Origin of the sequence: Janthinobacterium sp. 35, from assembly GCF_002754575.1 — a bacterium.
Taxonomy (GTDB): Bacteria; Pseudomonadota; Gammaproteobacteria; order Burkholderiales; family Burkholderiaceae_D; genus Janthinobacterium; species Janthinobacterium tructae.
This window is the reverse complement of record NZ_PEFN01000001.1, coordinates 1912198-1936816: the sequence shown is the minus strand read 5'-3', so window position 1 is coordinate 1936816 and position 24619 is coordinate 1912198. Positions and strand designations below refer to the sequence as shown.

Genomic DNA, 24619 nt, shown 5'->3' with positions numbered 1-24619 from the left:
GATGGTCGCTATTCTATCAAGGAGGGCGGGGGGAGCTTACGCTTGCGCCGGGGTGCCAAGCTGCTGCGTCACCTGCACGAATTGTTCCAGTTTTGCCAGGGCGGCGCCCGAGCTGACGGCGATGCGCGCGCGCGCCAGGCCGTCTTCGATCGAGCTGGCCACGCCGGCCGCGTACAGTGCCGTGCCCGCGTTCAGGGCGACGATGTCTGCCGCCGCACCGGGTTCGCCGCGCAGGGCTTCCAGCATCTTGGCCTTCGATTCGATGGAGTCGGCCACCTTCAGGTTGCGGCTGGCGATCATCGACATGCCGAAGTCTTCCGGATGGATTTCATATTCGCGGATTTCGCCGTTGACCAGTTCGCCCACCATGGTGGCGGCACCGAGCGACACTTCATCCATATTGTCGCGGCCATACACGACGATGGCATGCTGCGCGCCCAGGCGCTGCAGCACGCGCACCTGGATGCCGACCAGGTCGGCGTGGAATACGCCCATCAGAATGTTCGGCGCGCCGGCCGGATTCGTCAGCGGGCCGAGGATATTGAAGATCGTGCGTACACCGAGTTCGCGGCGCACGGGCGCCGCATGCTTCATGGCCGCATGGTGGTTCGGTGCGTACATGAAGCCGATGCCCGTTTGCGCGATCGACTGGGCGATCTGCTCGGGCTGCAGGTTGATGTTGACGCCCAGCGAGTCGAGCACGTCGGCGCTGCCCGACGAGGAAGAGACGCTGCGCCCGCCATGCTTGGCCACGCGTGCGCCGGCTGCTGCCGCCACGAACATCGAAGCGGTGGAGATATTGAAAGTGTGCGCGCCGTCTCCGCCCGTGCCGACGATGTCGAGCAGGTTGGTGGTGTCGGCCATGGGCACCTTGGTGGAAAACTCGCGCATCACTTGCGCGGCAGCGGCGATTTCGCCGATGGTTTCCTTTTTCACGCGCAGGCCCATGGTCAGCGCCGCGATCATGGTGGGCGACATTTCGCCGGACATGATCTGGCGGAACAGGTACAGCATTTCGTCGTGAAAGATTTCGCGGTGTTCGATGCAGCGCAGCAGGGCTTCTTGTGGGGTGATCGGCATGATGCTTCCTTCTTCAATGATGGCGCAGGAGGACACTGATGGCACGCCGGGGCGTGCGCATGGAATCAGCGCTCGAGGAAATTCTTCAGCAGGGCGTGGCCGTGCTCCGAGAGGATTGACTCGGGGTGGAATTGCACGCCCTCGATATCGTATTCCCGGTGGCGCACGCCCATGATTTCGCCGTCGTCCGTCCACGCCGTCACTTCCAGGCAGGAAGGCAGCGAGGCGCGTTCGATCGCCAAAGAGTGGTAGCGGATCACTGTGAAGGGGCTGGGCAAGCCTTTGAAGACGCCCACGCCCGTATGCGCGATGAGGGAAGTCTTGCCATGCATGACCTGCTTGGCGCGGATGACTTTGCCGCCAAACGCCTCGCCGATGGCCTGGTGGCCCAGGCATACGCCCAGAATCGGCTTCTTGCCGGCGAAGTGCTTGAGCACTGCCACCGAAATGCCCGCCTGTGCCGGCGCTTTCGGGCCGGGCGAGATGCAGATGCGGTCCGGGTTCAGCGCCTCGATCTGTTCGAGCGTGATTTCATCGTTGCGGTAGACCCGCACGTCTTCGCCCAACTCGCCGAAATACTGCACGATGTTGTAGGTGAAGGAGTCGTAGTTGTCGATCATCAGCAGCATCTTAAAACTCCCCATCCAGGCCATCTTGCACTTGTTCGGCGGCGCGCAATACGGCGCGCGCCTTGTTTTCGGTTTCCTGCCATTCCATTTCGGGGATCGAGTCAGCCACGATGCCGGCCGCGGCCTGCACGTACAGCATGCCGTCCTTGATCACACCCGTGCGGATGGCGATCGCCACGTCCATTTCGCCGCCAAACGACAGGTAGCCGCAGGCGCCGCCGTAGATGCCGCGCTTGGTGATTTCCAGCTCGTCGATCACTTCCATGGCGCGCACTTTCGGCGCACCCGTCAGGGTGCCGGCGGGGAAGGTGGCGCGCAGCACGTCCAGGTTCGACAGGCCGTCTTTCAGCGTGCCTTCCACGTTCGAGACGATGTGCTGCACGTGCGAGTATTTTTCGATGACCATGCGGTCGGTGACGTGCACGCTGCCCGTTTCGGCGATGCGGCCGATGTCGTTGCGGGCCAGGTCGATCAGCATCACGTGTTCGGCGATCTCTTTCGGATCGGCCAGCAGTTCGGCCGACAATTCGGCGTCGCGCTCTGGCGTGGCGCCGCGCGGACGGGTGCCGGCGATGGGACGCAAGGTGACTTTCTTGCCGCCGTCCGCCAGCTTCTCGTTGCGCACCAAAATTTCGGGCGAGGCGCCGATGATCTGCATGTCGCCGAAATTATAGAAGTACATATAGGGCGACGGATTGAGCGAACGCAGGGCACGGTACAGGGTCAGCGGCGAATCGACATACGGTTTACGGATGCGCTGGCCGATCTGCACCTGCATCAAGTCGCCGGCCATCACGTATTCATGCGCCTTGGCGACGGCCTTCAGGTAGTCTTCCTTGGAAAAGTCGCGGATGGTTTCCGTGCGTACGGAGGCGCTGGTGACGGGCGCATCGACGCCGCGGCGCAGCATCATGCGCAAGTCTTTCAGGCGCTGGCGCGCTTTGCTGAACGACTCGGGCTGCGTGGTGTCCGCATACACGATCAGGTAGAGTTTGCCGGACAGGTTGTCGATGACGGCCAGTTCTTCCGTCACCATCAACTGGATGTCGGGCAGGTTCAAGTCGTCTTTCGGCGCGCCGCCGGCCAGCTTTTTCTCGATGTGGCGCACGGTGTCGTAGCCGAAGTAGCCGGCCAGGCCGCCGCAGAAACGCGGCATGCCGGGGCGCAGCGCCACTTTGAAGCGCGATTGGTACTGTTCGATGAAGTCGAGCGGATTGCCTTCGTGCTCTTCGATCACGGCGCCGTTCTTGACGATTTCGGTGCGGTTGCCATGGCTGCGCAATACCGTGGTGGCGGGCAAGCCGATGAAGGAATAGCGGCCGAAGCGTTCGCCGCCGACGACCGATTCGAGCAGGAAGGTGTTCTTGCCGCCTTGCTGGGTTTGCGCCAGTTTCAGGTATAGCGTGAGTGGGGTTTCGAGGTCGGCAAAAGCTTCCGCGATCAGGGGGATGCGGTTGTAGCCTTGTTGGGCCAGCGATTTGAATTCGAGTTCGGTCATGTGTCTCTCCATGCCGCCAGGGTACGCGTATGCGTCGTGCTGTCAAAGCACAGACCCTGCGGTGGGTTATCAAAAAACCTGCCGGTGCATACAACACGCAAATGCGCGCGTGCCGCCGACAGCAATCTTACACGGCTCGGCCCTTAGGCCTGCCAGGATTGCCAGCGTCGCCAAAGCCAGGCCTCAATCGAGCCGGTTTGGGTGACATTGTGTTTTTTGATGAGAAACGTGTTCACGATATGGTGTTAGGTATGGTCAGTATGCTGGTCTGTTGTGCATGCTAATAAAATGCGCCGCTTCGAGCAGCGTATTTACTATACCATCGGAATCGGTGTCGTGTATAGAGTGTCCGTGGTTGTAACCATACGGTACGGTCAAGACGGGGCAAGCCGCAGCCCGTGCCGCTTGCGCGTCATTCGAGGAGTCGCCGATGGCCACCACTTTGGCGGGCGCCAGGTCGAAGTCCGCACACACTTGCAGCAGCGGCATGGGATGCGGTTTTTTCTGCGGCAGCGAATCACCGCCGTAGACGATCTCGAAATACTGTGCCAGGTTTTTCTGTTGCAGCAGGGGCAGGGCGAAGGCGATCGGCTTGTTGGTGACGCAGGCCAGGCGCAAGCCCGCCGCCTTCATCGCCGCCAGGCCTGCTTCCACGTCCGGGTACAGGGTGCTGAACTGGCCATTGATGGCCAGGTAGTGGCGCTGGTAGGCGTCCATGGCGTGCTCGAAATGCTGTTCCACGCCGGCCGCGTCGAAGTCCAGGGCCAGCACGGTGCGGATCAGGTTTTCCGAGCCCTTGCCCACCATCAGCTTGATGGCTTCGGCGCTGATGGGTGCCAGATCGAATTCGGCGCGCATGCCGTTGATGGCGACATGAAAATCGGGCACGGTGTCGAGCATCGTGCCATCGAGGTCGATGATGGCGGCGCGCACGCCGGCCAGTACGTGGTCTTTCACCGTGCCCGCTTGCATCAGGCGCCCGTCACTTTTGCCAATTCGGCACGCATGGCGTCGATGACTGCCTTGTAATCGGGCTTGCCGAAGATGGCCGAGCCGGCGACGAAGGTGTCGGCGCCGGCGGCAGCGGCGGCGCCGATGTTGTCGATCTTGATGCCGCCATCGACTTCCAGCATGATGTCACGGCCCGATTCGTCGATCATGCGGCGCGCTTCGGCGATTTTTTTCAGTGCTTGCGGAATGAAGGACTGGCCGCCGAAGCCCGGGTTGACCGACATGATCAGGATGATGTCGATCTTGTCCATCACGTGTTCCAGGTAGTGCAGCGGCGTGCCCGGGTTGAACACCAGGCCCGATTTGCAGCCATTGTCGCGGATCAGCTGCAAGGAACGGTCAAGGTGATCCGACGCTTCCGGGTGGAAGGTGATGATGTTCGCGCCAGCCTTGGCGAAATCCGGGATAATGCGATCGACAGGCTTGACCATCAGATGCACATCGATGGGTACTTGCACGTGCGGGCGAATCGCTTCGCACACCAGGGGGCCGATGGTCAGGTTCGGCACATAATGGTTATCCATCACGTCGAAGTGGATGATGTCGGCGCCGGCGGTAACGACGTTGCGCACTTCCTCGCCCAGGCGGGCAAAGTCGGCGGACAGGATGCTGGGAGCGATACGGAATGTTGTCATGGTGGCTAAAGGCTAAGAGTAGAAAATGCGAAGATGCGCTATTTTACGCTTGACGCCGTTACCATGCCTCATTGAAGCACGGTGGAACGCAGAATACACGGCGCGCGATGGCCAATGCGGCGCGCGCGACACACAATATACGACTGGCAATGTCTGAATAGGAATGACGATGGCGACTTATGAATTTACGGTAACGGTCAAGACACAATATCTGCCCGAGCAATCGGCCCCCGACCAGGGGCGGCACGTGTTCAGCTACACGATTCGCGTCGTCAACACGGGCACGGCAGGCGCGCAACTGATTTCGCGCCACTGGGTCATCACGGATGCGAACAACAAGGTCGAAGAGGTGCGCGGCCTGGGCGCCGTCGGCCACCAGCCGCTGCTGCAGCCGGGCGAACAGTTCGAGTACACGAGCGGCACCATGCTGGGCACGCCGCAAGGCTCGATGCACGGCGAATACTTTTGCGTGGCCGAGGATGGTCATCAGTTCGAAGCGCTGATTCCCGAGTTCGTGTTGTCGGTGCCGCGTACCCTGCATTAAGGAAACGCCGGGGGCTTGCGCCCCCACTTACTTCAGCTTTTCGGTGCTGTCCTGTTCTTCGCCGAGCTGTTTGCGCGCCGGTGGTGCGGGCTTTTTGCCCGAATACATGGTCCACCAGACTATAAATGCCAGCAAGAAGAACGCCACCAGCGCCTCTATCATCAAGATCCACATACGCACCCCTATGTTATTTACCCGCAGCTTAGTATTTACCCGCCGTCTGTTGACACGCGGTAGTCTACCCGTTTCAATCAGCGCCGTCGCGCTTGCGCTTTCCGCCTGTACCACGCCGCCGGCAGAGCCGGTTACTGCGACTGGCAAGGCGCCTGCGATTGCTCCGACTGTCGTCAGGCCGGTGCCGGCCAAGCCGGCCGAGGCCAAGGATGCCAAAGACGCGACGGATGCTGCGGCCCCAACGTTCGTGCCCGCCAAATTTGCCGCCTTGCCAGGCTGGGCCCGCGACGACATGCGCGCCGCCTGGCCCGCGTTCATGGCTTCATGCGGCGTGCTGGTGAAACGCCCGGACTGGAAGGAGTCGTGCACCATCGCGCGTCAGGTGAATGCCGATAGCGACAAGGCCATCCGTCTGTTCTTCGAAACTTTCTTTGTGCCCAATCAAGTCGTCACCGCCGATGGCGCCAATACTGGTTTGGTGACCGGTTATTACGAGCCGCTGCTGCACGGCGCGCGCAAGCGCGGCGGTCCATACCAGACGCCGCTGTACAAGGTGCCTGACGACCTCGTTTCGGTGGACTTGTCCGGCGTGTATCCGGAATTGAAGAACATGCGTTTGCGGGGCAAGCTGGTGGGCAAGAAGGTGATCCCGTACGCGACCCGCGCCGACATCGAGCGCGCCACGTCCGTCACGGGCAAGGAATTGCTGTGGGTGGATGACGAAGTCGAGGCCTTCTTCCTGCAAGTGCAGGGTTCCGGGCGCGTGCAGCTGACCGATACGCAGGAAACCGTGCGCGTGGCGTACGCGGACCAGAATGGTCACCCGTACAAATCCATCGGCCGCTACCTGGTCGACAAGGGCGAGCTGACCTTGAGCCAGGCGTCCGCGCAGGGCATCAAGGCGTGGATCGCCGGCCACCCCACGCGCAAGGATGAATTATTCAACGCCAATCCGAGCTATGTCTTCTTCAAGGAAGAGCGCCTGCCCGATCCCAAAGTGGGACCGAAGGGCGCATTGGGCGTGCCGTTGACGCCGCAGCGCTCGGTGGCCATCGATTCGCGCTTCCTGCCGCTGGGTGCGCCCGTGTTCCTGTCCACCACGCAAGCCAATAGCGAGATTCCCATGCAGCGGCTGGTGATGGCGCAGGATACGGGCGGCGCCATTCGCGGCCCCATCCGGGTCGATTACTTCTTTGGTTTCGGTGCGGAAGCGGCGGAGAATGCGGGCCGCATGAAGCAGAGCGGCGCCGTGTGGGTGTTGTTGCCGAAGCAGGCGCCGGCGCGCTGAGTTTCTCGCGGCGCCGGGCGGGGATTGCGCTAACGCAAGGTTAGCGCAAGACCATGACAGGTAAATGGGTATGCGCCAGCACTTTTTGCGTTTCGCTGCCCACGAACAGCTTGTTCAAGCCTTTGCGGCCATGCGAAGCCATCAGGATGATGTCGCAATGGTAGGTTTGCGCCGCATTGACGATTTCCTCGTGCGGGCTGGGCGAGACGACGACCACGCCTTCAAAGGGCACGCCGACGGCGCGCGCCGCTTCACCGATCTTGTCGACGGCGCGTTGCGATGCCTCCTGCATCTGCTGTTCATACAGGCTGGCGTCGAGCACGATGCCGCCATCGGCCATCGGCGAGAACGGGAACGGTTGCACCACGCTGAGGGCGACCAGCTTGGCCTTGTTCAATTGAGCAAAGGCGAGGGCCGTCTCGGCCGCTTTGTCGGACAGCGGCGAGCCGTCGGTGGGAAATAAGATGGTGTTAAACATGACGTGCTCCTAGAGTGATGGAAGACAGCTTATGGATTTACCTCAATTAATTCCTTGATGTAAATCAAAACTCACAGGCTTTGGCATGAATAGTGTCGCCAAGGCAATCTTTTAGCAGTGTATGCCCGTTTATCGCTTCAGGTGCGCACGCTACGCAGCGGCGTGCCCCACACCATGGCGATCGTCAGTGCGATGCTGCCTGCCGCGATGCAGGCCAGGCCATTGCGCACGCCAAAGTGTTCCGCTACCCAGCCGGCGGCCAGCGCGCCCAGCGGCGCCGTCGCTACCGTCAGGAAGCGCATGGTTGAGGTCATGCGGCCCAGCATGGGGTCGGGTGTGACTTTCTGGCGCAAGCCCAGGTAGGGAATGAAGAACAGCATCACGCCGCAATCAAAAAAGAACATCAGCACGGCATAGGCCACGGCACTGGCCGCCGCACTGCCTAATAGTAAGGCGGGGATGGTGGGCGTCAGGGCAAAGCACACGGAGGTGGACGCCAGCCCGATCAGGATGGTGCGACCGGCGCCATAGCGGCGCGTCAATGGCTTGACGATGAAGGCGCTCAGCAGCACGCCGGCGCCACCGAGCATCTGCGTCATGCCCAGCACGCCAGGACTCATGCCCAGGTCGCGCGTGGCAAACAGCACCGTCAAGGCCATGCTGGCGTAAAACAGGAAGTGCCAGATGCCGGCGCCCCAGGCCAGCGCGCGCAGCAGCGGTTCGCGCCAGACAAACAGCAAGCCGTCGGCGATGTCGCGCAAGGCGTGCTTGTCGGACGGTGCAGGCCGCGGATCGCGCACGCTCATGGCGCGCAGATTGAAGACGGACACCAGATAGCCGCAGGCCGTGCACAGGATGGCGGCGGGCGCCGACAGGACTTGCACCAGCACGCCGGCCAGGCCGGGGCCGATCAGGCGCGAAGCCGATTCGGTGGCAGCAAATTTTGATTGCGCATCGATCAAGCCGTCGCGGCCCACCAGGAAGGTCAGGAAAACCTGTTCGGCGCCGCCGCCGACAACGAAGCCCGTGCCGATGATGAATCCCACTATATATAACCAGGGCATCGACAGCACGCCGCACCAGTAGGCGACGGCGACGCTGGCCAGCGCCAGGCCCGACATGGTTTCGCTGAACAGCATGATCGGGTGCTTGCTGCGCCGGTCCAGCAGCACGCCGACGGGCAAGCCGAAGAGGGCAAACGGCAGCGCCTGCAGGGCGACGAGCACCCCCATTTGTTCTGGCGTCGCATGTAATAACAATACCGCGCACAGGGGCAGGGCCAGCGAGGTGATCTGGGCGCCGAAGCAATTGAGGCCGTTGCTGAACCACAGGCGGCGAAAATTGACGCTGGCGGCGCTGCCGTCGCCGCGCAAATGGCGGGCGCAGTACTGGAAGAAGGAAGAGAAAATACGCTGCTCGATAAAGGTGGTCGGGCTCACAATAATAGCAGCGCACTTGTCGCGCCGCCGCTGTTAGCCGCTACAATCGTCACACCGTTCATCCAGAGGAGACACCATGCAATACGAAGACTTGATCATCGATATCCAGGACAAAGTGGCGGTCATCCGCCTGAACCGCCCGAAGGCACTCAACGCTTTGAACGACAACATGATGAATGAACTGGGCGACGCCCTGCTGAAATTCGACGCGGACGAGAATATCGGCTGCATCGTGCTCACGGGCAGCGAAAAAGCGTTTGCCGCCGGCGCCGATATTGCCGCCATGGCCGATTACACCTATCCGGACACCTTTACCCAAGGTTACATCAGCCGCAACTGGGAGCATATCTTGCGCGTGCGCAAACCCGTGGTGGGCGCCGTAGCTGGCTACGCACTTGGTGGTGGCTGTGAACTGGCCATGATGTGCGATTTCCTGATCGCCGCCGACAGCGCCAAATTCGGCCAGCCGGAAATCAAGGTTGGCGTCACGCCGGGCGCGGGTGGCACGCAGCGCTTGCCGCGCGCCATCGGCAAGGCCAAGGCCATGGATCTGCTGCTGACGGCGCGCACCATCGACGCTGCCGAGGCGGAACGCATCGGCCTGGTGTCGCGCGTGGTGCCGGCAGATAAATTAATGGAAGAAGCCCTGGCTGCCGCCAAGACCATCGCCGCCATGCCGACCTCGGTTGCCATGATGATCAAGGATTGCGTCAACCGCGCCTTTGAAACGACCCTGAGCGATGGCGTCGCCTACGAGCGCCGCTTGTTCCAGGCTGCCTTCGGCACGCCTGCACAAAAAGAAGGCATGCACGCTTTCCTGGAAAAGCGCTTGCCAAACTTCGACGGTCTTTGATATGATTCGCCTCCTCGCAAAACGACGCACACAAAACATGGTGTTGCAGAGTAAAACGGGGAGAAAAAGAAGGTTGACGAAATAGCCGAAACGCTTCATACTCTTCCTTCTTCGCAGCTGACAAACACAACGCTTTGTCAATAGCGCGAAAGTAGCACCGAATACCGTTCTTTAACAATTAACAGTCGATAAGTGTGGGCATTTGATGTAAGTGCAGCGTCAATCTTCGGATTGGCGTCTAACTTAAAATATCAAATGTTCACAAGAAATAATGAAATAGGCGCTACGCAAGTAGTGGCCTGTCAGTTTTTTGAGTGAGCAAATCTTTTGTAATGCAAAAGATTTGGATGGTAGTGATACTGTCCGACCTGTCAGAAATGACATTAAACAGAGATTAAACTGAAGAGTTTGATCCTGGCTCAGATTGAACGCTGGCGGCATGCCTTACACATGCAAGTCGAACGGCAGCACGGAGCTTGCTCTGGTGGCGAGTGGCGAACGGGTGAGTAATATATCGGAACGTACCCTAGAGTGGGGGATAACGTAGCGAAAGTTACGCTAATACCGCATACGATCTAAGGATGAAAGTGGGGGATCGCAAGACCTCATGCTCGTGGAGCGGCCGATATCTGATTAGCTAGTTGGTAGGGTAAAAGCCTACCAAGGCATCGATCAGTAGCTGGTCTGAGAGGACGACCAGCCACACTGGAACTGAGACACGGTCCAGACTCCTACGGGAGGCAGCAGTGGGGAATTTTGGACAATGGGCGAAAGCCTGATCCAGCAATGCCGCGTGAGTGAAGAAGGCCTTCGGGTTGTAAAGCTCTTTTGTCAGGGAAGAAACGGTGAAAGCTAATATCTTTTGCTAATGACGGTACCTGAAGAATAAGCACCGGCTAACTACGTGCCAGCAGCCGCGGTAATACGTAGGGTGCAAGCGTTAATCGGAATTACTGGGCGTAAAGCGTGCGCAGGCGGTTTTGTAAGTCTGATGTGAAATCCCCGGGCTCAACCTGGGAATTGCATTGGAGACTGCAAGGCTAGAATCTGGCAGAGGGGGGTAGAATTCCACGTGTAGCAGTGAAATGCGTAGATATGTGGAGGAACACCGATGGCGAAGGCAGCCCCCTGGGTCAAGATTGACGCTCATGCACGAAAGCGTGGGGAGCAAACAGGATTAGATACCCTGGTAGTCCACGCCCTAAACGATGTCTACTAGTTGTCGGGTCTTAATTGACTTGGTAACGCAGCTAACGCGTGAAGTAGACCGCCTGGGGAGTACGGTCGCAAGATTAAAACTCAAAGGAATTGACGGGGACCCGCACAAGCGGTGGATGATGTGGATTAATTCGATGCAACGCGAAAAACCTTACCTACCCTTGACATGGCTGGAATCCTTGAGAGATCAGGGAGTGCTCGAAAGAGAACCAGTACACAGGTGCTGCATGGCTGTCGTCAGCTCGTGTCGTGAGATGTTGGGTTAAGTCCCGCAACGAGCGCAACCCTTGTCATTAGTTGCTACGAAAGGGCACTCTAATGAGACTGCCGGTGACAAACCGGAGGAAGGTGGGGATGACGTCAAGTCCTCATGGCCCTTATGGGTAGGGCTTCACACGTCATACAATGGTACATACAGAGCGCCGCCAACCCGCGAGGGGGAGCTAATCGCAGAAAGTGTATCGTAGTCCGGATTGTAGTCTGCAACTCGACTGCATGAAGTTGGAATCGCTAGTAATCGCGGATCAGCATGTCGCGGTGAATACGTTCCCGGGTCTTGTACACACCGCCCGTCACACCATGGGAGCGGGTTTTACCAGAAGTAGGTAGCTTAACCGCAAGGAGGGCGCTTACCACGGTAGGATTCGTGACTGGGGTGAAGTCGTAACAAGGTAGCCGTATCGGAAGGTGCGGCTGGATCACCTCCTTTCTAGAGTTTGCACGAATCAGTAATGATTCACGCATCAAATGTTCACACTTATCGGCTGTTTAATTAAGAAGAAACAGTAGTCGTAGTAGTTCCGCGTTGGGGCTGTAGCTCAGCTGGTTAGAGCACCGTGTTGATAACGCGGGGGTCGTTGGTTCGAGTCCAACCAGCCCTACCAGTAAGACCCGAGTCGTAAAATCTCAGGGGGATTAGCTCAGCTGGGAGAGCACCTGCTTTGCAAGCAGGGGGTCGTCGGTTCGATCCCGTCATCCTCCACCAAAGTTTTACTCGAAAGTGCAAACGTAAGCCAGTAGGTTTAGGTTTGATCTTTTAGCGATCAAAGCTGTTTCGTTCTTTAACAATCTGGAAGAAGTAAAGATTATTTATTGATCGGTTTGCCGTAAAAAGCGAATCGATGGGTAATGATTGTATGTATCAACAAACAAGCAACAACGTTGTACTTTCTTATTCCTGTAACGCTCTTTCATCATGTAAATGATGAGAGGCTAACGTTATAGGGACAAGCGAATAAGTGCACATGGTGGATGCCTTGGCGATTACAGGCGATGAAGGACGTAGTAGCTTGCGATAAGCTGCGGGGAGTGAGCAAACACACTTTGATCCGCAGATTTCCGAATGGGGCAACCCACCCTTTTAGGGTATTGCATACTGAATACATAGGTATGCAAGGCGAACGCGGCGAACTGAAACATCTAAGTAGCTGCAGGAAAAGAAATCAACCGAGATTCCCAAAGTAGCGGCGAGCGAAATGGGAAGAGCCTGTACGTGATAGTCGGACCGATAACAGAATCCCCTGGAAATGGGAGCCATAGTGGGTGATAGCCCCGTATGTGAAATTGGACCGGTGATACTAAGCGTACGACAAGTAGGGCGGGACACGTGACATCCTGTCTGAATATGGGGGGACCATCCTCCAAGGCTAAATACTCGTAATCGACCGATAGTGAACCAGTACCGTGAGGGAAAGGCGAAAAGAACCCCGGAAGGGGAGTGAAATAGATCCTGAAACCGTGTGCATACAAACAGTAGGAGCGGACTTGTTCCGTGACTGCGTACCTTTTGTATAATGGGTCAGCGACTTACATTCAGTGGCAAGGTTAACCGCATAGGGAAGCCGTAGAGAAATCGAGTCCGAATAGGGCGATCAGTCGCTGGGTGTAGACCCGAAACCAAGTGATCTACTCATGGCCAGGATGAAGGTGCGGTAACACGCCCTGGAGGTCCGAACCCACTAATGTTGAAAAATTAGGGGATGAGCTGTGGGTAGGGGTGAAAGGCTAAACAAACTTGGAAATAGCTGGTTCTCTCCGAAAACTATTTAGGTAGTGCCTCAAGTATCACCATCGGGGGTAGAGCACTGTTATGGCTAGGGGGTCATTGCGACTTACCAAACCATTGCAAACTCCGAATACCGATGAGTGCGAGCTTGGGAGACAGACGTCGGGTGCTAACGTCCGGCGTCAAGAGGGAAACAACCCAGACCGCCAGCTAAGGTCCCAAAGATTGGCTAAGTGGAAAACGAAGTGGGAAGGCTAAAACAGTCAGGATGTTGGCTTAGAAGCAGCCATCATTTAAAGAAAGCGTAATAGCTCACTGATCGAGTCGTCCTGCGCGGAAGATGTAACGGGGCTAAGCCAGTCACCGAAGCTGCGGATATTGTTCTGTGATTTATCACAGATATATATGGTAGGAGAGCGTTCTGTAAGCCTGCGAAGGTGTCTTGTAAAGGATGCTGGAGGTATCAGAAGTGCGAATGCTGACATGAGTAGCGATAATGGGGGTGAAAAGCCTCCACGCCGTAAGCCCAAGGTTTCCTGTTCAACGTTCATCGGAGCAGGGTGAGTCGGCCCCTAAGGCGAGGCAGAGATGCGTAGCTGATGGGAAGCAGGTTAATATTCCTGCACCGTCGTATGATGCGATGGGGGGACGGATCGCGGAAGGTTGTCCAACTGTTGGAATAGTTGGTTTTTGGCTCATAGAAGGCACTTAGGCAAATCCGGGTGCGGAATTCAAGGGGTTGAGACGAGTGCACTTGTGCATGAAGCAATCGGAAGTGGTTCCAAGAAAAGCCTCTAAGCTTCAGTCATACGAGACCGTACCGCAAACCGACACAGGTGGGCGAGATGAGTATTCTAAGGCGCTTGAGAGAACTCGGGAGAAGGAACTCGGCAAATTGGTACCGTAACTTCGGGAAAAGGTACGCCCCGGTAGCTTGATTGGTTTACTCCATGAGGGTGAAAGGGTTGCAATAAACTGGTGGCTGCGACTGTTTAATAAAAACACAGCACTCTGCAAACACGAAAGTGGACGTATAGGGTGTGACGCCTGCCCGGTGCTGGAAGATTAAATGATGGGGTGCAAGCTCTTGATTGAAGTCCCAGTAAACGGCGGCCGTAACTATAACGGTCCTAAGGTAGCGAAATTCCTTGTCGGGTAAGTTCCGACCTGCACGAATGGCGTAACGATGGCCACACTGTCTCCTCCCGAGACTCAGCGAAGTTGAAATGTTTGTGATGATGCAATCTACCCGCGGCTAGACGGAAAGACCCCATGAACCTTTACTGTAGCTTTGCATTGGACTTTGAACCAATCTGTGTAGGATAGGTGGGAGGCTTTGAAGCGGGGACGCTAGTTCTCGTGGAGCCAACCTTGAAATACCACCCTGGTTTGTTTGAGGTTCTAACCTTGGTCCGTTATCCGGATCGGGGACAGTGCATGGTAGGCAGTTTGACTGGGGCGGTCTCCTCCTAAAGTGTAACGGAGGAGTTCGAAGGTACGCTAGATACGGTCGGACATCGTGTTGATAGTGCAATGGCATAAGCGTGCTTAACTGCGAGACTGACAAGTCGAGCAGGTACGAAAGTAGGACATAGTGATCCGGTGGTTCTGTATGGAAGGGCCATCGCTCAACGGATAAAAGGTACTCTGGGGATAACAGGCTGATTCCTCCCAAGAGTTCATATCGACGGGGGAGTTTGGCACCTCGATGTCGGCTCATCACATCCTGGGGCTGTAGCCGGTCCCAAGGGTATGGCTGTTCGCCATTTAAAGTGGTACGTGAGCTGGGTTTAAAACGTCGTGAGACAGTTTGGTCCCTATCTGCCGTGGGCGTTGGAAATTTGAAGGGGGCTGCTCCTAGTACGAGAGGACCGGAGTGGACGTATCTCTGGTGTACCGGTTGTCACGCCAGTGGCATTGCCGGGTAGCTAAATACGGAAGAGATAACCGCTGAAAGCATCTAAGCGGGAAACTTGCCTTGAGATGAGATTTCCCAGAGCCTTGAGCTCTTTGAAGGGTCGTTCGAGACCAGGACGTTGATAGGCTGGGTGTGGAAGTGCAGTAATGCATTAAGCTAACCAGTACTAATTGCCCGTACGGCTTGTCCCTATAACCTTAGCAGGTACAGAGGATAAGACGGTACAACGTTGCGTGTTTGTTGATACTACTATTCATTACCCCAATCTTTGCTTCTTCCAGATTCAGGCTTTGTCGCTCCACTGAGGACAAATGCCAGTACAAGTTATGCCTGATGACCATAGCAAGTTGGTCCCACCCCTTCCCATCCCGAACAGGACCGTGAAACAACTTTGCGCCGATGATAGTGCTGCAACCAGTGTGAAAGTAGGTTATCGTCAGGCTTGTTATTCGCAGTAGAGAAAAACCCCGCCAGCAATGGTGGGGTTTTTTTTCGTCTGGTGGTTTTAACGTTAACCCCAAGCGAAGGCTGGGGTCAGTCACTGCGTGATCGGGATGTGTCCCACTGGGGCGCATCCCCCCTGAGGGTCTGACCCCGGTATTTTGCCGTTGGGTTAAACGACCGAGGGGGGGGGGCTCACCCCGGCTGTTGCTGGGTTTTATCGACTCACGTCTTCCCAGCTCACGCCAAACTTCGTCAGGTATTTTTTCAGCCTGTCGGCGTCATTCGGCTTGGCTTTCGCCGCACGCGAGACGGCATACAGCGTGCGGCCCGCATCGGACAGGCTGTTCGATTGGCGGCACACCTGGATTACAGCCTGCAACTGCAGCGTATCGAACAGGTCGAGTTGTGAAGCCGCCTGCTCTCCCATGATCCCTGTCAGGTCCACTTCCGCCCTATCGCTGCGCCCACCATGATATCGCCACATCCGCTGCAGGCGCTTGATCTCTTCGTCGACGACACTATCCGTGATGCGCCCCGCCTCCGATAGCGTGGCCAGGCGCGTAACGGCGGCAGACAGGTCGCGGAAATTGCCTTTCCATGCCGAGGTGGGCAAGGTGGCGAAGCGCATGAAGCGTTCGCGCGCCTCCTTGTTGAAGCGGACTCTTTCGCCTGTTTCGGCGCTGTATTGTGCCAGCAAGTATTCCAGATTCGGCTCGATGTCTTCCGGCCGCTGCGCCAGGCCCGGTAATTCGTAGGTCCACAGGTTGATGCGCGCATACAGGTCTTCGCGGAAGCGGCCGGCGGCCACCTCTTCACCCAGGTCGCGGTTGGTGCCGGCGATCAGCTGGAAGTCGCTTTGCACTTCCGTATCGGCACCGACGGGGAAAAAGCGCTTTTCTTCGATGGCTTTCAGCAGCATCGCCTGCTCGTCGAGTCCCAGCTCACCGATTTCATCGAGAAACAGCAAGCCCTTGTGCGCGCTGCGCAGCAATCCGGGCCGATCCGCTCCCGCGCCCGTGAAGGCGCCCTTGATATGGCCGAACAGGGTGGAAGCGGCGCCATCGCCATGCAGGGTGGCGCAATTGAGGTCGATGAATTTTCCGTCGATCTGGTGGCGCGATTTTTTCAGCTCATACACGCGGCGCGCGAGAAAGGATTTGCCGGCACCGGTCGGCCCCATCAGCAGCATGGGGGCTTTCGATTTGATGGCGACGCGCTCGATTTCCTCGATCATGCCGTTGAACTTCGCATTGCGCGTGGCGATGCCGGACTTCAGGAAGGCCACGCCTTCGGCCTGTTCGCGCGTAAAACGCTGGGCGATCTGGTCGTAGCGCGACAGATCGAGGTCGATCAATGCGTAGCTGCCGGGATTGCCGACGGCCTGGCGCCTGGGCGGCGACGTTTGCACGAGACGGCCAGGAAAATAGCGTGCTTCCGTCATCAGGAACATGCAGATCTGCACCACGTGGCTGCCGGTGGTGATGTGGATCCAATAGTCTTCCTTGTCCGGATCGAATGGGTAGTTGTTGGCAAAATCGTAGAGGGCGCCGTACACGTTCTCAAAGTCCCAGGCATCGCTGATCGGTAGTTCGTGGGCGATCAGCCTGGTTTCAGGCGAGACGCTGGCGATATCCTGCGATACCTGGCGTACCAGATTGTCGAACTGGCTGCCCGCGTACAGCAGTTCGAAGCGGTCGATGATCTTGTCCTCATGCTGGGTCAGGGCGATGCTGGGGCGCCACTTTTCCCAGCGTGCCGCTCCCCTGCCATTGTCGAGCTGCGTGCCGAGAAAGCCGATGACGACGGTGCGTTTTGCTTGCATAAATTGGATAAATATTTATCTTAAAAGATAATTATAGTTTAGATTCTAATGCGCAGGAACTTGCTCGGCAGAACATGCATTCAAATATTGTTTAATTAAATCAATGGTTTATAGGTATCTTGGGTGAAATATTGAAAGCTGGCACAGCGCTTGCGTTAGAGAGTGTAGCAACGAGATGAAAGTAGAGAGCAGGGAGGAACGAAAATGGCCAATACCGACCTCCACAGCCGATACGTCGGCAGACGTTTTACCAAGCCTTGTCATCACCCCTATAAAATAGAAGAAAAGAAGCAGATGAAAAACGAAGAATACGAAGTCCTGCATACCGAAGGCAGCCGTCCCGTCAAAATGTGGACCCGTGGCGTGCCCGTCGAAGAAGCGGCCAAAAAACAATTGCGCAACACGGCGACCCTGCCGTTCATTTACAAGCATATCGCCGTCATGCCCGACGTCCACCTGGGTAAAGGTTCGACCATCGGCAGCGTGATTCCCACCCTGGGTGCGGTGATTCCGGCGGCCGTCGGCGTGGATATCGGATGCGGCATGATGGCGGCGAAAACCACGCTGACGGCCAGCGACTTGCCTGATAACCTGGGACCACTGCGCAGCGCCATCGAACGCGCCATTCCGCACGGGATGTCGCCGAAGACGCGCGGCCACCGCGGCCGTGACGAGGGTTCCTGGCATACCCCGCCTTCGGTGGTCGATGCGGCCTGGCTGCAGCTGAAGGACGAGTTCGATGCCATCTGCCTGAAAACGCCGAAGCTGAAAAATACGAATCACTACCGCCACCTGGGAACTTTGGGCAGCGGTAACCACTTCATCGAAGTGTGCCTCGACGAGCAGGGCTCTGTGTGGTTCATGCTGCATTCCGGCTCGCGCGGCGTGGGCAATGCCATCGGCACGCATTTCATCGAACTGGCCAAGCAGGATATGCGCACGCACTTCATCAACCTGCCCGACCAGGACCTGGCTTACCTGGCCGAAGGTACGCAGCATTATGACGATTACGTGGAAGCGGTGGGCTGGGCGCAGCGTTTTGCGCGCAACAACCGCGAAGTGATGATGATGAACCTGATCGCGGCCGTGCGCACGGTCATCCATAAGCCGTTCCAGACGCATGTGGAGGCCGTCAACTGCCACCACAACTATGTGCAGAAGGAACACCACTTCGGCAAGGACGTGCTGGTCACGCGCAAGGGTGCCGTGTCGGCCCGCGCCGGCGAGCTGGGGATCATTCCCGGCTCCATGGGCGCGAAGAGTTTTATCGTGCGCGGCAAGGGCAATGCGGAGAGTTTCCATAGCTGCAGCCACGGTGCCGGACGCACGATGAGTCGCACGGAAGCGAAGCGGCGCTTCAACCTGACCGACCAGATCCGCGCCACCGAGGGCGTGGAATGCCGCAAGGATGAAAATGTGATCGATGAGATTCCGATGGCCTACAAGGATATCGACGCGGTGATGCTGGCACAGCGCGAACTGGTCGATGTGGTGCATATCCTGAAGCAGGTCGTGTGCGTCAAAGGTTAACAGAGAGAAAGCAGAGATGATAGAAATTGATGGAGCGCAAGGCGAAGGCGGCGGACAGATTTTGCGCTCGGCGCTGAGTTTGTCGATGATCACGGGGCAGCCGTTCCGGCTGATTAACATCCGCGCGGGACGGGACAAGCCCGGCTTGCTGCGCCAGCATCTGCTGGCCGTGCAGGCGGCAGCCGCCATTTGCGGGGCGCGCACGACGCCGGTGGCGCTGCGCGCAACGAGCCTGGAATTTATGCCTGGTCCCATACGTAGCGGTGATTACCGCTTTGCCATCGGCAGCGCCGGCAGTTGCACCCTGGTATTGCAAACCCTGCTGCCGGCCCTGCTGCATGCGGATGGGCCGTCGACCGTGCGCATCAGTGGCGGCACGCACAATGCCATGGCGCCGCCCGTGCATTTCCTGCAGCGCGCGTATGGCCGCATCCTGGAACAAATGGGCGCCGACGTGGAGATGACGCAACAGCGCTATGGTTTTCATCCCGCGGGCGGCGGCGAGGTGCTGGCCACCGTGCAACCGTGCCAGCGCTTGCGGCCCATTTCGCTGCTGCAGCGCGGCGAACGCAAGGCCGGGTATGCGGAAAGCGTGGTGGCGGGCGTGCATGTGAACGTGGCGCAACGCGAGCTCGAGCGTGTCGCCGACGGCATGGGCTGGAGCGGCAAGCAGCTGCGCCTCGTCGGCTTGCCGGCGGAGCAGGGACCGGGCAACGTCCTGTTGCTGACCTTGGAACATGAGCACGTCACGGAAGTATTTACCTCGTTCGGCGAAAAGTCCTTGCTGGCCGAAACGGTGGCCAAGCGCCTGTTGAACGAGGTGCGTGCCTATCTCAAGACGGACGCGGCAGTCGGCGAGCACCTGGCCGACCAGCTCTTGCTGCCCATGGCGCTGGCCGGTGGCGGTAGCTTCAGTTGCAACAAGGTCTCGCAACATGCGCTGACGAATGCTGAAGTGATTGCCCGATTTTTGCCCGTGCGTATCACTTTCGAGCCGCAGGAGCGGGGCAGCATCTGCACGGTGGCCGCCGCCTGACCCTCGTGGTGACACAGCTACCTGTTGCAGCTGTTCCAAATTGATACATGGGCGGTCGGATGTGGGGCATGTACGCATGGCATGGCATTTGCTCTTCTTGGATATTCACTAAAAAAACCAAGGAGACCAGCATGACCTATTCCATCCGTACCCTGCTCGGCGTGGCAGCCGCCGGCGCCGTGGCCCTCACTTCCCTGCTGACCTTGCCGCAGGCCTATGCGCACGGCAATGTCACGCCGCAAGGCGTCGACACCACGGGCTTGCCCAAGGTGGGCGACAAGTGGCTCGAACAAAACCCGTATCGGGGCAACAAGCTGGCCTTGACGGTGGGCACCTCGGCCTACAACCAGAATTGCGCCCGCTGCCACGGCATCGAAGCCATCTCGGGCGGCATCGCGCCGGACTTGCGCCAGCTCGACCGCGATTGCTTCGGCATCAAAAATGAGACAAAGAAACAGGCCTGCTACAAGGAAACGGACAATTATTTCCTGACGACTATTCGCCACGGTAAAGTACGCAATGGCGCCGTGTACATGCCGCCGTTCGAAGGCGTCTTCAACCAGGAAGCCATGTGGGCCATCAAGACCTACCTGGAAACCCGCCGCGAATCTAATTAGGTCGAATTGATAACGAAGGAGTCCCATGCGTTCATTTCAACTTCCGGGCGCGCGCGCGATGCTTTCGCTCGCCTGCCTGGCGCTGTGCGCAGCCGCGCCAGCGCGCGCCGACTGGCAGAAAGTGCAGCAGTCGGGCAGCCTGAAAGTGGCGGTGTATAACGAGTTTGCGCCGTTTTCCGACAAGGGAACGGGCATCGATATCGACATTGCCGAAGCGCTGGCGAAAAAGCTGGGCTTGAAACTGAGCTTGCTGCCCTTTCCCGCCGGTGAAAACCTGAACGACGATTTGCGCAATATGGTGTGGAAGGGGCATTACCTCGGCTATGGTCCCGCCGACGTGATGCTGCATGTGCCGGTCGACAAGAAGTTGATGGCGGACAACGACAAGGTGGAAATCTTTGCGCCGTATTACGTGGAAACGGTGCGCCTGGTACGCAGTGCGCAAGCCGTGCCGCAATTCGATGGCGTCGCTTCGCTGGCCGGCAAGCGTATCGGCGTGGAAAAGGTATCGATCGCCGCCATGCTGATGCTGGGCGAAGACAATGGCAAGTACCGCGACGACGTGCGCATCTTCGACACGGCGGCCGAAGCCTTGCAGCAATTGCAGGCGGGCAAGCTCGACGCCGTGCTGGCGAATCGTTCGGAAATCGAGTCGGTGCTGAAAAGCGATCCCGCTTTTCCCTTGAGCGAAGTGGCGTTCGCCCGCTTGCCGCGTGCCGGCTGGGCCGTGGGCCTGGCCGTCAGCCGCCAGCAACTCGACGTGGGCAAGTTGCTGCAGGCAGCCATGAACGAGATGGCGGCCAGCGGCGAATTGAAAGCCATCTTTGAGAAATATGGGGTGAAGGAAGCGCGGCCGTAATAGGCCATGTTGAATGACACTAAAGCCCGCGCATCGGAAGAGGCGCGGGCTTTTTCTTTTTAGAAATTATATTGGGCGCTCACGCCTAACAACCAATTACGTCCCGGCGCCGCTTCATAGTAGCGCTTGTTGCTGTCGCCGACGATGACGGAGCCCACGTAGGTCTTGTCGAAAAGATTGTTCAGGCGGGCAAATTCCTTGAAGCGCCAGTTCCCTACGTTTTGCCTGGCGTTGAAGCGCGCATTGAACACCGTGTAGCCGGGCGCCGGCTTTTCGCTGTTGCTGTCTTCCGCGTAGACTTGGTTGCTGGCCACGCTTTCCAGTGCTGCGCCGAAACGGTCGAGCGTGTCTTTCCAGGCCAGTTCCGCGAACAGGTTGGCGCTGGGCACGCCCGGCAAACGGCTGCCTTCGCGCACGCTGCCAAAGGCCTGGTCGTACACAGCGTGCAGGCTGGTGAGCGCCACTTTTGCCGTGAAGCCATACGGCAGGTTCGAATCCAGCGACACTTCCATACCCTGGCGCAAGGTTTTACCCGCATTGCGATAGCTGGTGCGCCCGCCGCTGGACTTGTCGACCACCAGTTCGTCGTTGGTCTTGATCTGGAACACGGCCGCGTTCACCTGCGTGTTGTTGCTGATCCTGGCCTTGACGCCCGCTTCCAGGTTGGTGCTGGTGGCCGGTTTCAGTTGGTAATTGAAGCCGCCGCCCAAGCCCGAGTAAAACAGTTCATTCAAGGTAGGTGCTTCGAAGCCGCGCGCGGCGCTGGCGTAGACGTTGACGTTCGGCGTCAGTTTATACAGCAGACCCAGCACCGGTGTCGTGTGGCTGAACGTGAGGTTGCCGCTGTCGTCGCCATTGCTGAGGAAGTGGTCGTTGACCGCCACTTTCATCTTGCTGTAGCGCACACCTGCGCTCAGCAGCCATGGCCCGCTTTGCCATTCCATCTGGAGATACGGGTCGAGGCTGGAGACGACATCCTGCTCGTCGCGGCGCAGCTTGCCTTTTACGCCAAAGCTATTGCCAATGTAATTTTCATAGCCGGTGCGGTCATCGCTGGAGCGGCCGTAATCGATGCCGATGGTGGTGCTCAGCTTGCCGCCGGCCAGCTGGTTCACGTGCAGCCAGTTGGTATCGATGCCATAGAACTGACGCTGGAAGTCGACCACGCCGCCCGAGTGTGAGGGCGACTTCTGGAAATCGATGTTGAAAGCCTGGTACTGGATCACATCGCGGTTGCCGCCATACACCATCACATGCAGGCGGTCGTCGCCAAACGCTTGTTCATAGGTGGCGCCGATTTGCTGGTGGTCGATGCTCTTGCGCGTGTTGTAGCGTTCTGCAAAGCTGCGTTTTGGAATCTGGTCGTCTTTAGGATCGATTTCACCTGCGCGCGGGTTTGCTGCAAACGTGGCCCAGGTGGCGCCCAGCGGATCTTGCGTGTTGCCCTGGTGCAGGCTGTTGGCGACGATCGTCAGCTTGCTGTCCGCATTGGGCTTGACGGTGATCTTGCCGAACGCCTGTTCGCGCGTGGCGGCGCTGTGGTCGCGGAAGCCGTCCGTGCGGAAGCGCGAACCGTCGAGTACGTAGCCGATGCCGCCTGCCTGGCCTTGTGCCGTCAGGTCCACCTTGCTGGTGCCGAAACTGCCGCCCGTTACATTCAATTCGACGGACGGGGGATTCTGCCCATCCCTGGAAAACAGCTGGATCACGCCGCCAGAATGGTTGCCATAGATGGCAGAAAACGGTCCGCGCAGCACTTCGATGCGCTCGGCCGTATCGAGGTTGAAGGTAGCGGCCTGGCCCTGGCCGTCGGGCATGCTGGCGGGAATGCCATCGCTGATCAGTTTGACGCCGCGTACGCCGAAGGCCGAGCGGGCGCCGAAGCCGCGCGACGAGATCTGCAAGTCTTGCGCGTAATTCTGGCGGTTCTGCACAACCAGGCCCGGCACGGCGGCCAGCGCCTCGGACGCGTTGACGCGGATCTGGCCATCCTGGATGCGGGCGCTGTCGACCACGTCGATCGATGCCGGCACTTCCTGGCTGGGGTGGGCGATGCGGCTGCCGCTGACGACCACCGTATCCATGAGTTGCCCGTTGGCCAGGTTAGCTGCCTCGGCGGCGAAAACGTGGGGGGCGAGGGTGGCGCTGCCGGCGACAAACAGGCTGGCAATGGTGTTCAAGCGGAAACGATGCTGCATGCGGGTTCTCCAATGTGAATAAAAGCCTGCTTGAGCGCGTGAGCGGCGCAGGTCTGCATAGGTGTATCAAGCAATATGCCTGCCATGTCTCCATTGGTGGGCTGAAATTATACGCGTGTCAGTGGCACGGCGTTTGCATGCAGAAATGCTCAGAGGCGCCGATACCGCGCGCTTTTCCCGTGTTTTTCCATTGAAAAGGTGATTATGCCCAACTTCTTCTCACGCTTGCGCCAGGTGTGCTGGCTGCTGCCTGTACTCGCCAGCAGCGCCCTCCAGGCCGCTCCTTTTGCCTATGTTCCCAATGAAAAATCGGGCACCCTGAGCGTGATCGACACGGCGACCGACCAGGTGGTGCGCCAGATCGCGGCAGGCAAGCGGCCGCGTGGCATCGCCGCCGACCCCACCGGGCGGCAATTGTTTGTCACCGATGCCGCCAGCAGCGCCTTGTTGCTGATCGATAACGCGACCGGCACGCCCGTGCGCACGGTGGCGCTGGGCAAGTCGCCCGAAGGCGTCAGCGCTACGCAGGACGGTCGTTACGTGGCCGTGGCCGTCGAGGAAAACAATAGCGTGAGCTTGCTCGATGGTCAGACGGGCGTCTTGCTCGCCGACATCAAGGTGCAGGGACGCAATCCGGAACATGCCGTGTTCAGCCCGGACGGGCGCTGGCTGCTGGTCAGTGCGGAAGAGGCCGAGCAAGTCGATGTCATTGATGTGGCGCAACGCCGCCAGGTGGCTTCCATCGCCGTGGGCCTGCGTCCGCGTGGCATCGGTTTCAGTCCGGACTCCGGCCGCGCCTACGTGGCGTGCGAACTGGTCAACGCCGTGTATGTGATCGACATGGCCGCGCGCAAGGCGATTGCCACCATTCCAGCGGGCAAGAATGCCAACGGCATCGCCGTCCATCCTGGCGGCAAGCAGGTGTATGTCTCGAACGGTACGGACGGCACGGTGATGGTGATCGATACGGCCAGCCACCAGGTCACGGCCACCATTGCCGTCGGCAAGCGCCCGTGGAACATGGCCATCACGCCCGATGGCAGCAAGCTGTACGTGGCCAATGGCCGCTCGAACAGCGTTTCCGTCATCGATACGGCCAGCGCGCGCAAGGTGGCCGATATTGCCGTGGGCGAATTGCCATGGGGCGTGGTGATACGGTAGTGGTACAGGAGTAGGTGTTCCAGTCTGGTACACCTGTTCCATTGTGCAGCGGCGCAGGGGGCGCGATGCGGGCTGGCGTCCAGGCTGGCACGGATCGGAACAGGGGCCGCGCCGCTTGTTCAAAACGCCAACAGAGCCGCGCCCTCCGCTCAAGCCCGGGGCGTGCGCTGAAAAGCGCGCCG

At 58.6% G+C, this 24619-nt stretch carries 18 protein-coding genes, 2 tRNA genes and 3 rRNA genes; 13 read left to right on the top strand and 10 right to left on the bottom strand.

The genetic code is table 11. The features are described from left to right. Positions 1 to 36: 36 nt before the first annotated feature. From trpD to rpe, 5 genes are all read right to left on the bottom strand, one after another. Complete coding sequence (trpD, locus tag CLU93_RS08715; protein ID WP_099760770.1) at positions 37 to 1080, bottom strand: anthranilate phosphoribosyltransferase; 1044 nt, start codon at positions 1078 to 1080, stop codon at positions 37 to 39. A gap of 65 nt (positions 1081 to 1145) precedes the next feature. After that, on the bottom strand, positions 1146 to 1709 hold the full coding sequence (locus tag CLU93_RS08710) for an aminodeoxychorismate/anthranilate synthase component II (protein WP_099760769.1): 564 nt from the start codon (positions 1707 to 1709) through the stop codon (positions 1146 to 1148). Position 1710: 1 nt separating this feature from the next. Continuing rightward, positions 1711 to 3207: an anthranilate synthase component I gene (trpE, locus tag CLU93_RS08705; protein ID WP_099760768.1), complete on the bottom strand. Its 1497-nt coding sequence runs from the start codon at positions 3205 to 3207 to the stop codon at positions 1711 to 1713. Between the two features lie 255 nt (positions 3208 to 3462). Beyond that, positions 3463 to 4179, bottom strand: a complete 717-nt coding sequence (locus CLU93_RS08700; RefSeq protein WP_099760767.1) for a phosphoglycolate phosphatase — start codon at positions 4177 to 4179, stop codon at positions 3463 to 3465. Next, complete coding sequence (rpe, locus tag CLU93_RS08695; protein ID WP_071079585.1) at positions 4179 to 4853, bottom strand: ribulose-phosphate 3-epimerase; 675 nt, start codon at positions 4851 to 4853, stop codon at positions 4179 to 4181. The genes CLU93_RS08700 and rpe overlap by 1 nt, the downstream gene beginning before the upstream one ends. Before the next feature lie 169 nt (positions 4854 to 5022). On the opposite strand from rpe, the gene apaG reads away from it, so the two are divergent. After that, positions 5023 to 5397: a Co2+/Mg2+ efflux protein ApaG gene (apaG, locus tag CLU93_RS08690; RefSeq protein ID WP_035828598.1), complete on the top strand. Its 375-nt coding sequence runs from the start codon at positions 5023 to 5025 to the stop codon at positions 5395 to 5397. A gap of 27 nt (positions 5398 to 5424) precedes the next feature. Here the strand turns inward: apaG and CLU93_RS28175 are convergent, their stop codons facing one another. Continuing rightward, a complete protein-coding gene (locus tag CLU93_RS28175) occupies positions 5425 to 5571 on the bottom strand; it encodes a hypothetical protein (RefSeq protein ID WP_165829277.1) in 147 nt (48 codons plus the stop codon). 181 nt (positions 5572 to 5752) lie between these two features. Here CLU93_RS28175 and mltA point away from each other — a divergent pair, with 181 nt between their 5' ends. Then, entirely contained in the window at positions 5753 to 6859 is a 1107-nt protein-coding gene (gene mltA / locus CLU93_RS08685) for a murein transglycosylase A (RefSeq protein ID WP_306594702.1), read from the top strand. A gap of 40 nt (positions 6860 to 6899) precedes the next feature. On the opposite strand, the gene CLU93_RS08680 is transcribed toward mltA, so the two are convergent. Beyond that, positions 6900 to 7337, bottom strand: coding sequence for a universal stress protein (locus tag CLU93_RS08680; protein ID WP_096233739.1), 438 nt, complete (start codon positions 7335 to 7337; stop codon positions 6900 to 6902). 137 nt (positions 7338 to 7474) lie between these two features. Next, positions 7475 to 8776 (bottom strand): MFS transporter, encoded by a 1302-nt coding sequence (locus tag CLU93_RS08675; protein ID WP_257224911.1) that lies wholly within the window; start codon positions 8774 to 8776, stop codon positions 7475 to 7477. A gap of 76 nt (positions 8777 to 8852) precedes the next feature. Between CLU93_RS08675 and CLU93_RS08670 the strand changes: the two genes are divergently transcribed. From CLU93_RS08670 to rrf, 6 genes are all read left to right on the top strand, one after another. Next, positions 8853 to 9629, top strand: a complete 777-nt coding sequence (locus CLU93_RS08670) for an enoyl-CoA hydratase (RefSeq protein WP_099760766.1) — start codon at positions 8853 to 8855, stop codon at positions 9627 to 9629. Between the two features lie 396 nt (positions 9630 to 10025). Further along, positions 10026 to 11556: ribosomal RNA gene (locus tag CLU93_RS08665) — 16S ribosomal RNA — on the top strand. A 98-nt stretch (positions 11557 to 11654) separates the two neighbouring features. Then, positions 11655 to 11731 (top strand) — tRNA-Ile (locus CLU93_RS08660). A 25-nt stretch (positions 11732 to 11756) separates the two neighbouring features. After that, positions 11757 to 11832, top strand: a tRNA-Ala gene (locus CLU93_RS08655). Positions 11833 to 12071: 239 nt separating this feature from the next. Beyond that, positions 12072 to 14961 (top strand): 23S ribosomal RNA (locus CLU93_RS08650). Between the two features lie 138 nt (positions 14962 to 15099). After that, positions 15100 to 15212 (top strand): 5S ribosomal RNA (gene rrf / locus CLU93_RS08645). The 16S, 23S and 5S rRNA genes sit together here with 2 tRNA genes alongside, the layout of an rRNA operon. A gap of 216 nt (positions 15213 to 15428) precedes the next feature. Here rrf and rtcR read toward each other — a convergent pair. Next, complete coding sequence (gene rtcR / locus CLU93_RS08640) at positions 15429 to 17036, bottom strand: RNA repair transcriptional activator RtcR (RefSeq protein WP_099760765.1); 1608 nt, start codon at positions 17034 to 17036, stop codon at positions 15429 to 15431. 294 nt (positions 17037 to 17330) lie between these two features. On the opposite strand from rtcR, the gene CLU93_RS08635 reads away from it, so the two are divergent. The 4 genes from CLU93_RS08635 to CLU93_RS08620 all read left to right on the top strand — a co-directional run bounded on the left by CLU93_RS08635 (position 17331) and on the right by CLU93_RS08620 (position 21078). Continuing rightward, a complete protein-coding gene (locus CLU93_RS08635; RefSeq protein ID WP_099760764.1) occupies positions 17331 to 18566 on the top strand; it encodes an RtcB family protein in 1236 nt (411 codons plus the stop codon). Positions 18567 to 18582: 16 nt separating this feature from the next. After that, positions 18583 to 19602 (top strand): RNA 3'-terminal phosphate cyclase, encoded by a 1020-nt coding sequence (gene rtcA / locus CLU93_RS08630; RefSeq protein WP_099760763.1) that lies wholly within the window; start codon positions 18583 to 18585, stop codon positions 19600 to 19602. A gap of 131 nt (positions 19603 to 19733) precedes the next feature. Further along, positions 19734 to 20219 carry a cytochrome c-550 PedF gene (pedF, locus tag CLU93_RS08625; protein ID WP_099760762.1) on the top strand — a complete coding sequence of 162 codons (486 nt, stop codon included), beginning with the start codon at positions 19734 to 19736 and terminating at the stop codon, positions 20217 to 20219. 25 nt (positions 20220 to 20244) lie between these two features. Continuing rightward, positions 20245 to 21078: a substrate-binding periplasmic protein gene (locus CLU93_RS08620; RefSeq protein WP_257224910.1), complete on the top strand. Its 834-nt coding sequence runs from the start codon at positions 20245 to 20247 to the stop codon at positions 21076 to 21078. Positions 21079 to 21137: 59 nt separating this feature from the next. On the opposite strand, the gene CLU93_RS08615 is transcribed toward CLU93_RS08620, so the two are convergent. Beyond that, positions 21138 to 23276, bottom strand: a complete 2139-nt coding sequence (locus CLU93_RS08615) for a TonB-dependent receptor family protein (RefSeq protein ID WP_099760761.1) — start codon at positions 23274 to 23276, stop codon at positions 21138 to 21140. Between the two features lie 204 nt (positions 23277 to 23480). Between CLU93_RS08615 and CLU93_RS08610 the strand changes: the two genes are divergently transcribed. Further along, positions 23481 to 24437, top strand: coding sequence for a beta-propeller fold lactonase family protein (locus tag CLU93_RS08610; protein ID WP_099760760.1), 957 nt, complete (start codon positions 23481 to 23483; stop codon positions 24435 to 24437). Positions 24438 to 24619: the final 182 nt, after the last annotated feature.